Genomic DNA, 15,954 nt, shown 5'->3' on the forward strand with positions numbered 1-15,954 from the left:
ATATAGTGTAACACTAATATTATCAAAATTATTTATATTTTTGTTTATATTAACCTTAATTTAACATATTGTATAAATTTATTTACAAATAACTTTATACCCCTAAATAGAAAAGATATAAGCCAACTAAAAGTATTATTATTCCTAGAATATTTTTCAAAATATTGCCTACTCTTTGCCCTTTATCTGAGTAAGCTATTTTTTCAACTAATCCAAAGGATGTTCCTGCTAATATTATAAGTACACTATGACCTAATGAATACATAAGCAACATAATAATTCCTAATATTAAATTCCCACTTGCTGCTATGAATGCTATTATGGCAGCCATAATAGGGGTTGCACAAGGCGAAGCCAAAACTCCACTTAAAATTCCTAAAAAGAATACTTCAAAAAATCCTTCTCTCTTTTTAGGAATTTTACAAGCCTCCTTTTTATCTCCAAATATATTTATAACTCCTATAACTTGAAGTCCAGATGCAAGCATAATTAATGATAGTACTATGTACCACATCTTTCCTGCACCTAAAAATACTTTTCCTATAATTGCAGTAATTACCCCAATTGAAGTGAATGTAATTGCTATTCCTAAAGAAAATATCAATGAATATTTTAATGCTTTTTTATCATCCTTTATACCATTGCCTTGAACATATCCTATAAGCAATGGTATTGATGAAATTGTACAAGGACTAAAAGAAGCAACACATCCTGCAAAGAATGATAAAAATATTGCTAAAAATGTATTATGAAAAATAACTTCATTAAAATATGATAAAAACTCCATATTAATTAACCCCCAATGATTTTAATACATTTTCTATATAATCTGCTCTCATTAATCCTTGTTGAGTATAAAATTCTTTTCCATTCTTATCTAAAAACACAGTTGTTGGAACAACATTTACCCTGTATTTATATGCTAAATCCATATTTCTATCTTCTTCTAACCTAGCATAATAAACATTAAATTTCTCTGGATACTTTTCTGATATTCCCCTTATTTCCTTTTGCATTTCAACACAATAAGGACATGTATCTGTTTTAAACATTATAATAGTTGGAATTCCTTTTTTAGCATCTTCTAAATTTTTAATAATATTAATTTCTGAAGATGTTATTTCTTTCCTTTTGTCACCATAATTTTTCCCCAAATATATTCCTATCAAAGATAAGATCAGTAGAGATAAAATTACTATCTTTTTTTTATTTCCCATATATTCCTCCCTTTAATTTAAATTCCCCTCTAAAAAATAAAAGGGTAACATAATTTTTATATTATGTTACCCAATAATTATGCATTTTTTATGCATTATATTATTTACAACTATCTCTTTCAACCAACTTATGATTTAAGACAAAATGGTCTTGTTCTAATGGTTTGTTATTTATTATTTTTATTAACATTCTCATAGCTATTGATCCCATATCATACATTGGTTGAGATACAGTTGTTAATTTCGGATAGAATACGTGAGCTAAGTCTATATCATTAAATCCTATAACACTAACATTCTCTGGAACTTTTATTCCATTATCTCTTAATGCATTTATAGCACCCATTGCTATCTCGTCAGAAGCACAGATTACACCCTCTATCTTCTGTCCTCTCTCTAGCATTGATTTAATTGCATCATATCCAGTTTTTACTTTTAAGTTCTTGAAATAAGTTAATTCTTCTTTCATTTCTATTCCAGCTTCTTTTAAAGCAGCTTGATATCCTTGAAATCTTTTACCCCAAGCATTATTTAAATCACCTTCAACACCTATGAAAGCTATATTTTTTATACCTTTTTCTATTAAATGCTTAGTGGCTTCATATGTAGCTTTTTCATTATCAATTGTTACACTTGGAAACTTACCATTTTGTTCATCGTTCTCAACTAAAACAGTTTTTAAATCTAACTCATTTATTAGGTTTAAAGTTTCCTCGCCTAATGATGAACTCATATAAAGAACACCATCAACCATTTTCTCTTTAAGAACTCTTAAATATTCTTTTTCTTTTTCTAAATCTAAATCTGAATTACATAGCATAACATTATATTTATATATATTTGCTACGTCTTCAGCACCTCTAACTATTTCAGGGTATATTTGGTTTGATATATCAGGAACTAATATTCCTATAGTTCTTGTTCTATGTGTTTTTAAACTTCTTGCAACTATGTTAGGTCTATAACCTAATTTTTTTATAGCTTCTAAAACTTTTTTCTTAGTTTCTTCGTTTACAACGTCTATGTCATTTAATACTCTTGAAACTGTTGCTATTGATACTCCGGCTTCTCTAGCAACATCTTTAATTGAAGCAGCCATTTAACTCAACTCCTCTATACTTAACTTATTACCTATCTATTACTCAGTACTTCAATATTATAATGATAACTTTTAATTTATACAAGGAATTTGTGTAAATTGCTTAAATTCCTTATAACATTTTTAATTTAAAAACGTTTTCTCATTAATAATTGTAATAAAATTCAAAAATTAATTCAATGCAAAAAACTAATTATATGATTTAAATTTTCTACACTCAGTAAATTATGTTGTATAATCAAATATATCAACAGTAATATGTTAACCACAGGTTGTTTATATTATAACATTTGAAAATTTATAGGAGGAAAATATAAATGTATAAAGATATAGATATAAAAGAATCAATAAAATTAATAGAAGAAAATAAAGATTTACTAATCTTAGATGTTAGAACAGACGAGGAATATGAGTTTGATGGCTATATAAAGAATGCTAAACTAATTCCTCTTGGAAAATTACTTTTTTCTCTAGATGAACTTTACGGTTATGAAGAATCTCCCATATTAGTTTATTGTAGAAGAGGTTCTAGAAGCATGCAGGCTTGTGAAATTCTAGAAGACAATGGATTTGAAAATCTTTATAATATGATGGGTGGATTTTCAAAATTAGTTAATGAAGGACCAAAGGAACTTTGGACTAAGTAAATTCATTAAAACTTATATTTCAATAATATATAAAGTATTTATTATTTTTATATTGTGTTGTTATATAAATTTATCATTTAAATAAAAAAAGAAGGTAATTTCTTACCTTCTTTTTTTTATTTAGATTAAGCTCTCTTTTGAACAGCCATTTTTAATACTTCACCGTTTATTTTAGCTTCTGAGTAATCAGCTTCTCCGTTATAAACAACTTCTTCTGTTAAAGTTTCTTTCTTTATAACATCTTCAAATTTCTTGATTACATCTATAAGCATATCATTATCAGCAACGTAAAGAGTTATTTTATCAGCAACCTCAAATCCACTTTCTTTTCTCATGTTTTGGATTTTTGATATTATTTCTCTTACATGACCTTCTTCTCTTAACTCTGGAGTGATAGTTGTATCTAAAACAACCCCAACTGAACCTTCACCAGCAAACGCAAATCCTTCTAATCCTTGCATTGTTACAAGTAAGCTTTCAGCATTTAACTCTATTTCATTTCCATCTATAGTTATAACTTCTGTTCCACCATTTTGGATTTTTTGAGCTAATTCCATTTGATTTCTTGAAGCTATTTCTTTTCTTATAGCTGGTATTAACTTACCATAAGCTCTTCCTAAAACAGGTAGGTTAGGCTTAATTTCAAAGTTAACATACTTAGAAAGGTCAGCTCCTAATTCTACTTCCTTAATATTTAACTCATCCTTGATTATGTCTCCATAATATTCTGGAAGATCTGATGTTGAAAGAAGCATTTTTGAAAGTGGCTGTCTATTCTTAATATTAGCACCATTTCTAGCACTTCTTCCAAGCTTAACTATTTTATAAGCTAAGTCCATTTTCTCTTCTAATTCTTTATTTATAGCTGATTCATCAGCCACTGGCCACATTCCTAAATGTATGCTTTCTAAAGCATCTTTATCTAGGTTCACAACTAAGTTTTGGTATATTTCCTCAGTTATGAATGGTACGAATGGAGCGGCAACTTTACATAAAGTAACTAATACTCTGTATAAAGTAGTGTAAGCACCAATCTTATCATCAGTTAACTCTTCTGACCAATATCTTGATCTATTTCTTCTTACATACCAGTTTGATAACTCATCTGTAAACTCTTCAATTTCTAAAGCAGCCTGAGTGATTCTGTAGTTTTCTAAATGATTATCTACATCATTAATTAAAGTATTAAGTTTTGACATTATCCACTTATCCATTACGTTGTCTGATACGAAATCTTTGTAATCTAATGGATTAAACTTATCTAAGTCTGCATATAAAACGTAGAATGAGTAAACATTCCATAATGTACTTAAGAATTTTCTTTGAGTCTCAGCAACATCATTGATTGAGAATCTAGTTGGTAACCACGGAGCACTTGCTGTGTAGAAATGCCATCTAGTAGCATCAGCACCCTGTGAATTAAGTACTTCAAATGGATCTACTGCATTGCCCTTAGATTTTGACATCTTTAAGCCTTTGCTATCAAGAACGTGACCTAAAACTATACAGTTTTCAAATGGATTTCTATCAAATATAGCAGTTGATATTGCTAGCATTGTGTAAAACCATCCTCTTGTTTGGTCAACAGCCTCTGATATGAATTGAGCTGGGTAGTTTTGATCAAATAATTCTTTGTTCTCAAATGGATAATGAAGTTGTGCAAATGGCATTGATCCTGAATCAAACCAACAGTCAATAACTTCTGCTGTTCTCTTCATTTCTTTATTACAATGAGGACAATTTAAATGAACTTTATCAATGTATGGTTTATGAAGTTCTATATCTTCTGGAACATTTATTCCTTTAGATTTTAATTCTTCAATACTTCCTATACATTCTCTGTGGCCACATTCACATTCCCATATTGGAAGTGGTGTTCCCCAATATCTATCTCTTGAGATACCCCAATCTATAACATTCTCTAAGAACTTACCAAATCTTCCGTTCTTAATGTTATCTGGGTACCAGTTTATCTTATCATTGTTAGCTAAAAGTTTGTCTCTTAATGTTGACATTGCAACAAACCAGCTGTCTTTTGGATAATAAAGAAGTGGTGTATCACATCTCCAACAATGTGGATATGAGTGAGTATGTCTTTCAGCTTTGAATAATTTATTTTCTTCTTTTAAATAATCAACTATTTGTTGATCACATTTCTTAACGAATTTTCCAGCCCATGGAGTTACTTCTTCAACAAAGTTACCATTTAAATCAACTAAGTTTAAGAACGCTAATCCATTTTGCTTTCCAATTAAGTTATCATCTTCACCATAAGCTGGTGCTATGTGGACAATCCCAGTACCATCTGATAATGTTACATAATCACCATGAACAACAACAAAAGATTTTCCTTCAGTTGGTGTTACGAATGGTAATAATTGCTCATATTCCATTCCTAATAATTCTTCACCTTTGAACTCTTTAACTATTTCGAATCCTTCTCCTAAAATTTTAGGTGCTAATTCTTTAGCTAAGATATATATTTCATCATTATCAGCTTGCTTAGCTTCAACATAGTCATAAGCTTTGTTTATACATAAAGCTACGTTTGAAGGTAAAGTCCAAGGAGTTGTTGTCCAAGCTAAGAAGTATTTATTATCTTCTCCTTTAACTTTGAACTTAGCAACGGCAGTTAAGTCCTTAACATCCTTATATCCTTGTGAAACTTCGTGTGATGATAAACTTGTTCCACATCTTGGGCAATAAGGCATTGTTTTATAACCTTTGTATAGAAGGTTCTTATCCCACATTTGTTTTAATGCCCACCATACTGATTCTATGTATGGATTGTGGTAAGTAACATATGGATGCTCCATATCTACCCAGTAACCTATTTGCTCAGTCATTTTTTCCCACATGCTAACATATGTGAATACACTATCCTTACATTCAGTTACAAATTTCTCTACTCCATAATCCTCTATTTGAGGTTTACCTGATATTCCTAATTTCTTCTCTATTTCAAGTTCAACTGGAAGTCCGTGAGTATCCCATCCTGCTTTTCTTATTACTTTATAACCCTTCATAACTTTATATCTTGGGATTATATCTTTCATAACCCTTGTTAAGATATGTCCTACGTGAGGTTTTCCATTGGCAGTTGGAGGACCATCATAGAATGTGAAATATTCACCATCTTGATTCATATCAAAGTTCTTTTGGATTACATTTTTTTCTTTCCAAAGGTTTGCAATTTCTTTTTCTACACCAACAAAACCTTTAGGCAATTCAACTTTTTTATACATATTGAAACTCCTTTCCTACTTCTTTAATATTTAAATTATTTACTTATAATTGATTATTTAGCCAAAACTTTGTGAAAAATAAAAAAACTCCATCCTAAAAGGACGAAGTTATATTCGCTATACCACCTAAAGTTAAATCCTATCTATTAATTCAATTATAAATATTAAAAATTTGCATTTTTTGATAGGTATATTTAAAAGCACATATTATGCTCGCATCCTATAACGTGGATAAACGGGATAAACTTAATAAGAATAGAATTCCTTTCAGTCACCAACTCCCAGGTGATTTTCCTTAAATATTCTTATAGTTTCACACCAACCAACTACTCTCTGAATAAGTTTCTACTTAAGTACTTGCCCTGTTCACAGTCTTTAAAAAAATTATATAATAGCACTTTTGAAAAGTCAACGAAGTAAATCCATATATTTGAAGTATTTAGGTTTTATTTTTCATTTCTATATAATTTTAAAATTTTTATAAATGTTAAATATACATTATTATATTTTAAAATTACATTTTACAAGTAATTTATATAAAGTTACTTACTTTATTATAAAGTCAAATTAAAACCTATATTTTTAAACAAAATAAATCATATAATAAATAGCTTATGAATTAAATAACAAAAACTAATTAATAATTTTTATTATTTAATGTTGACTTTTCTTATCAACTAACTTATAATTAAATCATCAAATACATTCCATTCCCTTTTGTTAATCGTGCTGTTTTACTTTAAATTTATTTAGGAGGAAAATAGTATGACTGATAATAATAATTTAAATCAACAAATAATTGATAAAATGACTAAAGTTTGTATCTGTAGAGCAATCTCTAGAGCCAAAATTAAAGAGGCTATAAAAAATGGTGCCCACACAGTTGAAGCCGTTGCTGAAAAGACTGGCGCAACAAAGGGCGCATGTAGAGGTTGCAGATGCAAAGATAAAATTGAAGAATTAATTGAAGACAACCAATAATTCTTTTAAGCAAAACTTATTTACTGTTTTAATTTTGTATCTCCCTAAAAGAGTGCCATACCCTGGCACTCTTTTTTACTTGTTATATAAATTTTAAAGTAACTGAGTAAAATTCTTATAAATCTTATAAACAAAAAGGCATGTATCAAAATAACTTTTTATAAAACTTACAAATAATTATGAAGAGAATATCTAGATGGGCTTTAGAATTTAAATTATTCCGTAGAAAATATCACGTTAAAAAACTTAAATTGCTTAAAGCGTAGCAAGTTTCTAAGCTTTAGTGATATTTTCGTAGTAATTATTATAAATTCTTAGCATAATCTAGTAATTCTATGAATATATCTGTAAGTTTTATTATTGTATTTTGATACAGACCATTTCAATTTTTCTTTGTTTTAAATTAGTATTGATTTTATATAGAAGAAATAGCTAAAATCAACACACTCTTAAGACAGAACCTAATTTTTTTATATATCAAATTCATTTAAAGATGTGTTCTTTGTCCAACTAGTATAATGTCTAGGATATCCTTGATTTGTTAGAGTTCCAACATGGTAAAACTTCTTAATATCAAAGCAATTATTTTTTACCACCTTAAATCCTTTTAAAAGATAATGAAGCCTACTTTCGTATAACCTCTTCATTAACTTAGTTTTAGGTTCTCCCCAAGCAAATATTATATGATTACTATTTATTAGATTTTCAAATATTACTAAGTCATTTTTTAAATATTCTCCATCCTCTATAAATCCATCATTACCACATAGGAATAATTCACCCTTTGTTTCATAAATCTCTTCAAAAACATCTTTATTATATTCTATAACAGGGAATAAAAATACGAAGTTAATTTCTTTTATTGTTCCAAATTCATCTTCATTATTTAATAAATATTTTACCGCTCTATTTAATTCTTTTTTTAAATCCTCAATATTATGTGATTTAGGAGCTCTAGTAATAACTAATATACTACTTTCTCCCTCTTCATATATTGGAAAAGTTACTTTAAATCCTCTTCCACTTTTATGATCAACTAGAAAATTTATATTATTAATTGAATTCCTATAATACATCTGCATAAGCGCTCCCCTTTTTTACCCAACTCTTGTTCATCAACTTAATATTCAATATTAAGTATATTCTTAATTTAGTTTAGTATATAATCGAATCTTTATAAATTCTACAAATTCAAATAAATTTAACTTATTAAAAGAAATAATTGAATACTTTTTAATAAAATCTATTTATTCTTCTTGTTTTCCTCTATTTGAGCAGCTAATTCATTAAGATATTCCCATCTTTCATATTTATTATTTAATTCATCTTCCACTTTAGCTTTTTCTTCCATAAGTTCTTGAAGTCTTCCATACTCTGATGCATGTTTAGCCATTAATTCATCTAACTCTTCTATTTTTTCTTCAAGCTTCATAATATCTTCATCGATAGTTTCAAATTCTCTTTGTTCTTTAAATGAAAATTTAGTCACCTTACTCTTATCTTTAGATTTATCCACAGGCTCTTCTTTTTTAGATTTATCCACAACTACTTCTTTTTCTTTAACTTCTGCAATCTCTTCTTGCTTTGTTAATAAGTAATCGAAATAATTTCCAGTATAGATATCTATTTTTCCATCTCCTTTATAAGAGAATATTTTATTACAGATTCTATCTAAGAAGTATCTATCATGGGATACAGTTATTACTACTCCACCAAAATCATCTATATAATCCTCTAGTCTATTTAAAGTTTCAATATCTAAATCATTTGTAGGCTCATCTAGTAATAAAACATTTGGTGCTTCCATTAAGGTTCTTAAAAGATGAAGTCTTCTTCTTTCTCCACCTGATAGCATTCCTATCATTGTCCATTGTAAAGTTCCATCAAATAAAAATTTCTCACACATTTGAGAAGCTGTTATTCTTTCACCAGTAGCAGTTTGAAGATATTCTCCTGCTTCCTTAATATAATCTATAGCTCTCATTTCTGGGTGCATATGAGTATCTTCTTGTGAGAAACAAGCTATTTTTACTGTCTCTCCTTTTATTATTTCCCCACTATCTGGAGCTATTTTTCCTTCTATCATGCCCATAAGCGTTGATTTACCTATTCCATTAGGTCCTACAATTCCTATTCTATCACTTCTTAAAACTATGTAGTTAAAATCATCAACAATCTTTTTATCACCAAAACTTTTATTTAGGTGTTCTATCTCTATTATTTTCTTTCCTAATCTAGTTCCCATAACAGAGATTTCTATGTTTTCATTCTCAACAAATCCCTCTTGATTTACTAATTCATCAAATCTTTGAAGTCTTGCTTTTTGTTTAGTTGTCCTAGCCTTAGCTCCTCTTCTAACCCAAGCAAGTTCCTTTCTCATAAGATTTTGTCTTTTTTCTTCGCTAGCTTTTTCTATTGCTATTCTCTCCATTTTCTTTTCTAAGAAAACTGAGTAGTTTCCATCATAACTAAATAATCTACCTCTATCTAGTTCAAGTATTCTATTTGTTACTCTATCTAAGAAATATCTATCATGAGTAATCATTAATAAGGCACCTTTTCTACTATTTAAGTATTCTTCTAACCAACTTATAGTCTCATTATCTAAATGGTTTGTAGGCTCATCTAGTATTAAAAGTTCACAAGGCGTTATTAAGGCAGCAGCAAGCATTATTCTCTTTTTCTGTCCACCTGATAAATTTCCAACTTTCTCTTCAAAATTAGTTATTCCAAGCTTAGTTAAAACATTCTTAGCTTCACTTTCCATATCCCAAAGATTTAAAGCATCTATTTTACCTTGTAATTTTATTAATTTATCTGAATCTGAATCAGTACAACTTCCATTATTTATTTTTTCTAAAAGTTCCTCATAATTTCTTAATATTCTCATTTCCTCTGAGTTACCTTTGAAAACTTGTTCTAAAACAGTTGCATTATTATCATAATCTGGAGTTTGAGCTAAATATTCAATTCTTACTCTATTACCCTTTGTAATAGTCCCTTCATCTGGTTCTTCAACACCTGCAACTATTTTTAAGAAAGAAGATTTCCCTGTACCATTTACACCTATAAGACCAATCTTCTCTCCTTCATTTATTCCTAAAGATATATTATTGGCTAAAATTTTCTCTGAATAGCTCTTACTTATATTTTCAAGAGTTATTAAATTCATCTCTTATCCATCCTTTTCAAACAAATCTTAACTTCATTATAATATATAAATTAAACTTCTTCCAAAAAATAAACTATTTATTAAAGATAAAAAATAAAACTTACAAATATTATGAGAAATCTAGTAATTCTCAAAATAGATTTGTAAGTTTTATTTATAACTTTTATATAACATATTTTATTTTAAATCTTATTTTTTCCTGGATTCATTCTTTTAACAAGTAAATTTATAGGCATTAATGCTAAAATAACTGAAGTCATTAACCCCTCTAATCCCATACTACTTACATTATATATTAGTGAGTAAATCCATACATTCATGCCTTTTGGTGCATACTGTCCAAAGAAAACTGCCCCTGATATTACACATATAAGTGTACTTAATCCACTAGCCATAAAAGCCCCTAAGAATATTTTATATTTTTTATTAATTCCAAAACTTCCAGCAAGTCCTAATGCCATGGTAGATAGTAAGTAATCTAATATAAATTGAACTGGATGTATTATAAAAGCTCCATTTAATAATTTTAAAAGTCCAAATATTAGTCCGCTTGTTACTCCAATTGTTCTTCCATATACTAAAGAAAGTAGCATTATTGGTAGCATTGAAAATAATGTTATTCCTCCACCTTGTGGATATCTAATAAGTGGTATCATATAAAGAACATATGAAATGGCTACACTCATTCCTATCATTGTTATTTCTCTTGTTTTTATCTTATGTCTCTTTAAATCAATAAAATATAAAATAATTAATACTATGCTTATACTTCCAATTAAGTATATACTCATTATTATTCACCTTCTTCATATGCCATATTCCAGAAGTCTAATTCGTATAAACTTGCCCTCTTAAATATATCTATTAATCTTTCTTTTTTCTCTCTTGATAAATTAGAACAAGTCTTATCCACATATTCTAACCAATCTTCTGTAAAATCAGTAAATCCCTGTGCAGAATACTCATCAATCCAAGGTCTAAAGAAATTCCCTTCTAATTTATCCTTATATTTTTCAGCAATATGTCTACCTATAAAACTATAACTCCAAGTACATGGAAGAGTTGAGATAGCAATATCAGCCAAATCTCCTGTTAAAGCTATTCCTTGCATATAACTTGTATAATTTATAGTTGTTGATTTATACTTCCTATTTTCAGCATCACGTTCTGATATTCCAAAATCCTTTAAATATTCAATATGTACTGCAGTTTCATCTTCCATTGTTCCCTTTGTTGAATTATAGAAGAATCTCATTTCTTCCATTGTTTTAGCTTTCACTACTCCTGCACAAAAAACTTTTGCATATTCTTTTAAATAAAGATAATCTTGAACTAAATACTCCCTAAACTTATCCTTATTTAAAGTTCCTTCTCCAATTTCTTTTATGAATGGATGTTCTAAATATTTCTCCCATATTGGCATAGCCTCTTTTAGTAGTTCTTCTGTAAATCTCATTTTAGCCTCTCCTCTATTCTTTTTTGATTAAACTTTTAATAGCTTAAATAAGGATTGCCCCCAATTATAAAAAAAGCTACATCCAAAGTAGGATGTAGCTAATATACAAAGTCTATAATCTAATAAGTAAATTACTATTATAAAACTTTCCACAGGCTTTCCTACGCTGGTATTATCCAGATCAGGTTTAAGGGTTAATAACCAAAGTTATTTCTCAGCCAAAGGCACCCCTAGCTATAAAGTTTATAATAATTATACCTTTTTTTAATAATAAATTCCATTTTTAATTCTAAATCATAAAATGAAAGTGATTCCAATAATTTTTATCCATCATCATCTTTCTTATTTCATCATCATCACCATATTCATCATACCATTTTTCTAAAATTTCATAAGCAACACCATGATAAATCAAACTTCCTATTACAAAAGGTTTTGCTGGCGCATCACTTAAGGAAATTATTGTCACGCCAGTTCCTATAGCTCCATATATTACTGTTCTTTCTGGTGTTACAAAAGATTTTACCTTATTTTTAAAATCATTCTCTTTTATGTATTTTTTTAATCTTTTTGGTGTTGGAATAACTATGGCTTTTATCAAATTTATTCAGTCCTTAAAATTACTCTCTTAAAATATATATGCAGACTCTTAAATTTCTCTTCTTAAATTTCAAATTTTGTTTTAAATTTATATTATTTTTATTTCTAATAATATTTGAAGAATATCTTTTAAACCTTATCTTTACTTTACTTGAACCTCTTATTATGTGTTATAATCTTATAAGAATTATTTTGGAAGGAGCTATTTTAATGGCAAGTAAGTTTTATTTACACAAAGGCAAAAATAAAAAAGCTGAACAAGGTAGACCTTGGATTTACATTGATGAAATAAATGAATATGATGGAGACTATGAAAACGGAGATATAGTTGAGGTTTACAATCATAAAGGTTATTTCATAGGAAAAGGATACATAAATGACAAAAGTAAAATAACTATAAGAATAATGACTAGAAATATAGATGAAGAAATTAATGAAGAATTCTTTAAAAGAAGATTCCAAACTGCCTGGGAATATAGACAAAGAGTTATAGATACATCATCATGTAGATTCATCTTCGGAGAAGCTGATTTTCTTCCTGGTTTAACAGTTGATAAGTTTGAAGATTACTATGTAATTCAAATATCAACTTTAGGAATGGATAAATACAGAGATTTAGTTGTTAAAATCCTAGTTGAAGAGTACGGTGCTAAAGGTGTTTATGAAAGAAGTGACATAAAAACTAGAGAAATAGAAGGATTAGAGCAAACTAAAGGATTCTTAACAGAACCATTTGATACAAACGTACAAATAGTTGAAAATGGAGTTAAATACATAGTTGACCTTGAAAATGGTCAAAAAACTGGTTTCTTCTTAGATCAAAAAGAAAATAGAGCTGCTATGCATAGAATTTGTAAGGACAAAGATGTTTTAGATTGTTTCACTCACACTGGTTCATTTGCATTAAATGCAGGTATTGCAGGGGCTAAGTCTGTTTTAGGAATAGATGTTTCTCAACATGCCGTTGATTGTGCTACAAGAAATGCTGAACTTAACAATCTTCAAGATAGGGTTAAATTTGAAAAGCACAATGCATTTGATGTTTTAGGAGATTGGTCAAGAGAAGGAAAACAATTTGATGTTGTTATCTTAGACCCACCAGCTTTCACAAAATCAAGAAATACTGTTAAACAAGCAATAAGAGGATATAAAGAAATAAATCTTAGAGGAATAAAAATGGTTAAAGAAGGAGGATACTTTGCAACTTGTTCATGTTCTCATTACATGGATGAAGAACAATTAAAGAAAACCGTTGCTGAGGCTGCTCACGATGCCAGAAGAACTTTAAGACAAATAGAAGTTAGAACTCAAAGCTCAGACCATCCAATACTTTGGAATTCTGATGAATCATACTACTTAAAATTCTTCATATTCCAAGTATTCTAGGAAATTCAGGCTCTGTCTTAATAGAGTGTTAATTTTAGCTATCCCTTCAGACCTACTTATTAAAATTGTCAAAAAGTTATATCTAAAATTAACACTAGTTTAAAACAGAGCCTTACTTTAAAATTTATTTGAATTTTAATGAATATAAAAAACAATATTGGTTAATATAATAATATAGCAAGAAAATAAAAAGCATACTAAAACTTATAAATAAAGAAATTCTTTACACAAATGGAATACACTCTAAATTTTATAGGTATAGTATCTATAAAAAATATTAATTAATTATTATCATGAGGTGCTTTACATAAATGGCATACACTCATAAATATGGTCATAATCAATTTATTATTTTGTTTTTTCTATGCTATAAATATAGTTAGGAATATTCTATCCTAATTAATGTACATATAATATTAGATGTAAAAAAGAAAGGTATGTATTTTAAAAAGTACATACCTTTCTTTTAGGTTGATTTTAATATTTAAATTAACTAATAAAATTATCAATGATAACTTTTTAGAATTATTAACTATTTATATAATAGTTTTAGTTGCTACTACATTAACTCCAGTTCCTAAAACATTTGTTATTACAACCTCACCAATCTTAACTGGTATTTTAGCAGAAACACTATTTATTTCTTTCATAACATCAAATATCATTCCTTTTGGAATAGGTTCTTCTGTCTTAACTGGAATAACTCTATTTTCGCATCCTTCTATTTTAACAGTTGAAGTAACAACTCTAGTTGGATTTTTAACCTCATTTAATCCGTAGATTTCTCCTCTTTTACAAGTATTACCTGTTACTTCTTCTAAATCTGTATCAACTTTTAAATGACATCCTTTTGGACATACTATGCAAATTAACTCTTTTACCATTTTTATTCACCATCCTCTAATGAAATTGTTATTGTTCCTTTAGCATCTTTAAGCTTATCCTTAAGAATTAATATTCTCTCCATTTCAGCAGGCACAACATGAGGCTTTTTAAAACTTTGGATTATATTATCTTCCTCATCTCTAACAACAATTCTCTTATCTTTAAATACGTTTCTAACTCTCATAAACACATTTAAATTTCCATCTAAAGATTCAAGTTCAAATTTTTGAGGAACTGTGTAACTTATATTCTCTCCATTTTTAATTTCAATAAAGTTATTAGCTCTCTTCTTACCTTTTATATATTTAGCAGCATTTCTTCCTGCATTTTTAGATTCCTCAGTAACAAAGTCAACTAAGTCATGAACGTGAACAACATTACCACAAGCAAATATTCCTTCTTTGTTTGTTTCCATGCTTTCTGAAACAACAAGTCCATTAGTTCTTCTATCTAATTCAACCCCTGCATTTTTAGAAAGTTCATTTTCTGGTATTAATCCAACTGATAATAATAATGTATCAACATCAAACTCTATCTCAGTTCCTTTAATTGGTTGTCTATTTTCATCAACCTTAGCTATGATTACTTTTTCTAATCTTCCATCACCTTTAACATCAACAACTGTATGTGAAAGGAAAAGTGGAATATTGTAATCTTCTAAACATTGAACTATATTTCTAGTTAATCCATTTGAATAAGGCATAAGTTCAACAACAGCTTTAACTTCTGCCCCTTCTAAAGTCATTCTTCTAGCCATTATAAGACCTATATCTCCTGATCCTAGAATAACAACTTTCTTACCAACCATATATCCTTCCATATTTATAAATCTTTGTGCAGCCCCTGCTGTAAATATTCCAGATGATCTATCTCCTGGAATGCTTATGGCACCTCTTGTTCTTTCTCTACATCCCATAGCAAGTACAATAGCATCGGCTTCAATTGTTAAATATCCTCTTTCACTATTTATAGCATGTACAATTTTATCTTCTATTTCTAAAACCATTGTATCTAACATTATTTCAACATTAGTTTTTTCAACCATTTCAATAAATCTACCTGCATACTCAGGTCCTGTAAGTTCTTCTTTGAAAGTATGAAGGCCAAATCCGTTATGAATACACTGATTTAAGATCCCACCTAGTTCTTTATCTCTTTCTATTATTAAAATCTTTTCTATTCCATTCTCATAAGCTTCGTATGCTGCTGCTAATCCTGCTGGACCTCCACCTACAACTACTAAATCATACTTCATAACTAAACCCT

The 15,954-nt window shown here is 28.5% G+C and carries 14 protein-coding genes, 1 riboswitch and 1 other annotated feature; of the genes, 3 read left to right on the top strand and 11 right to left on the bottom strand.

Features of this window, described 5'->3' with window-relative positions:
* Window positions 1-94 precede the first annotated feature (94 nt).
* From Q1K13_RS05135 to Q1K13_RS05145, 3 genes are all read right to left on the bottom strand, one after another.
* Window positions 95-787, bottom strand: coding sequence for a cytochrome c biogenesis CcdA family protein (locus Q1K13_RS05135; protein WP_300348183.1), 693 nt, complete (start codon window positions 785-787; stop codon window positions 95-97).
* A gap of 1 nt (window position 788) precedes the next feature.
* Window positions 789-1,217 (bottom strand): thioredoxin family protein, encoded by a 429-nt coding sequence (locus Q1K13_RS05140; RefSeq protein WP_300348185.1) that lies wholly within the window; start codon window positions 1,215-1,217, stop codon window positions 789-791.
* A 100-nt stretch (window positions 1,218-1,317) separates the two neighbouring features.
* The gene (locus Q1K13_RS05145; RefSeq protein ID WP_300348186.1) at window positions 1,318-2,316 is read right to left on the bottom strand and encodes a LacI family DNA-binding transcriptional regulator; all 999 of its coding nucleotides are present in this window, start codon (window positions 2,314-2,316) and stop codon (window positions 1,318-1,320) included.
* A 317-nt stretch (window positions 2,317-2,633) separates the two neighbouring features.
* Between Q1K13_RS05145 and Q1K13_RS05150 the strand changes: the two genes are divergently transcribed.
* Window positions 2,634-2,963 (top strand): rhodanese-like domain-containing protein, encoded by a 330-nt coding sequence (locus tag Q1K13_RS05150; RefSeq protein WP_300348188.1) that lies wholly within the window; start codon window positions 2,634-2,636, stop codon window positions 2,961-2,963.
* A 125-nt stretch (window positions 2,964-3,088) separates the two neighbouring features.
* On the opposite strand, the gene ileS is transcribed toward Q1K13_RS05150, so the two are convergent.
* A complete protein-coding gene (gene ileS / locus Q1K13_RS05155; RefSeq protein ID WP_300348190.1) occupies window positions 3,089-6,208 on the bottom strand; it encodes an isoleucine--tRNA ligase in 3,120 nt (1,039 codons plus the stop codon).
* A gap of 95 nt (window positions 6,209-6,303) precedes the next feature.
* Window positions 6,304-6,587, bottom strand: a binding site (T-box leader).
* Window positions 6,588-6,973: 386 nt separating this feature from the next.
* Between ileS and Q1K13_RS05160 the strand changes: the two genes are divergently transcribed.
* Window positions 6,974-7,189, top strand: coding sequence for a (2Fe-2S)-binding protein (locus tag Q1K13_RS05160; protein ID WP_300348193.1), 216 nt, complete (start codon window positions 6,974-6,976; stop codon window positions 7,187-7,189).
* 470 nt (window positions 7,190-7,659) lie between these two features.
* Here the strand turns inward: Q1K13_RS05160 and Q1K13_RS05165 are convergent, their stop codons facing one another.
* The 5 genes from Q1K13_RS05165 to Q1K13_RS05185 form a co-directional block, all read right to left on the bottom strand.
* On the bottom strand, window positions 7,660-8,271 hold the full coding sequence (locus Q1K13_RS05165) for a DUF1643 domain-containing protein (protein ID WP_300348195.1): 612 nt from the start codon (window positions 8,269-8,271) through the stop codon (window positions 7,660-7,662).
* Window positions 8,272-8,432: 161 nt separating this feature from the next.
* Window positions 8,433-10,361: an ABC-F family ATP-binding cassette domain-containing protein gene (locus tag Q1K13_RS05170; protein ID WP_300348197.1), complete on the bottom strand. Its 1,929-nt coding sequence runs from the start codon at window positions 10,359-10,361 to the stop codon at window positions 8,433-8,435.
* Window positions 10,362-10,543: 182 nt separating this feature from the next.
* Window positions 10,544-11,152, bottom strand: coding sequence for an energy-coupled thiamine transporter ThiT (gene thiT / locus Q1K13_RS05175; protein ID WP_300348199.1), 609 nt, complete (start codon window positions 11,150-11,152; stop codon window positions 10,544-10,546).
* A 2-nt stretch (window positions 11,153-11,154) separates the two neighbouring features.
* Window positions 11,155-11,817: a thiaminase II gene (gene tenA / locus Q1K13_RS05180; protein ID WP_300348201.1), complete on the bottom strand. Its 663-nt coding sequence runs from the start codon at window positions 11,815-11,817 to the stop codon at window positions 11,155-11,157.
* 141 nt (window positions 11,818-11,958) lie between these two features.
* A riboswitch (TPP riboswitch) is annotated at window positions 11,959-12,059 on the bottom strand.
* Between the two features lie 47 nt (window positions 12,060-12,106).
* On the bottom strand, window positions 12,107-12,418 hold the full coding sequence (locus tag Q1K13_RS05185) for a hypothetical protein (RefSeq protein WP_300348202.1): 312 nt from the start codon (window positions 12,416-12,418) through the stop codon (window positions 12,107-12,109).
* Between the two features lie 209 nt (window positions 12,419-12,627).
* On the opposite strand from Q1K13_RS05185, the gene Q1K13_RS05190 reads away from it, so the two are divergent.
* Window positions 12,628-13,803 carry a class I SAM-dependent rRNA methyltransferase gene (locus Q1K13_RS05190; protein WP_300348205.1) on the top strand — a complete coding sequence of 392 codons (1,176 nt, stop codon included), beginning with the start codon at window positions 12,628-12,630 and terminating at the stop codon, window positions 13,801-13,803.
* A 536-nt stretch (window positions 13,804-14,339) separates the two neighbouring features.
* Here Q1K13_RS05190 and Q1K13_RS05195 read toward each other — a convergent pair.
* The gene (locus Q1K13_RS05195; RefSeq protein ID WP_300348207.1) at window positions 14,340-14,687 is read right to left on the bottom strand and encodes a DUF1667 domain-containing protein; all 348 of its coding nucleotides are present in this window, start codon (window positions 14,685-14,687) and stop codon (window positions 14,340-14,342) included.
* A gap of 2 nt (window positions 14,688-14,689) precedes the next feature.
* On the bottom strand, window positions 14,690-15,943 hold the full coding sequence (locus Q1K13_RS05200) for an NAD(P)/FAD-dependent oxidoreductase (protein ID WP_300348209.1): 1,254 nt from the start codon (window positions 15,941-15,943) through the stop codon (window positions 14,690-14,692).
* Between the last annotated feature and the right edge of the window lie 11 nt (window positions 15,944-15,954).

This window comes from Clostridium sp., assembly GCF_029267215.1.
GTDB lineage: Bacteria > Bacillota > Clostridia > Clostridiales > Clostridiaceae > Sarcina.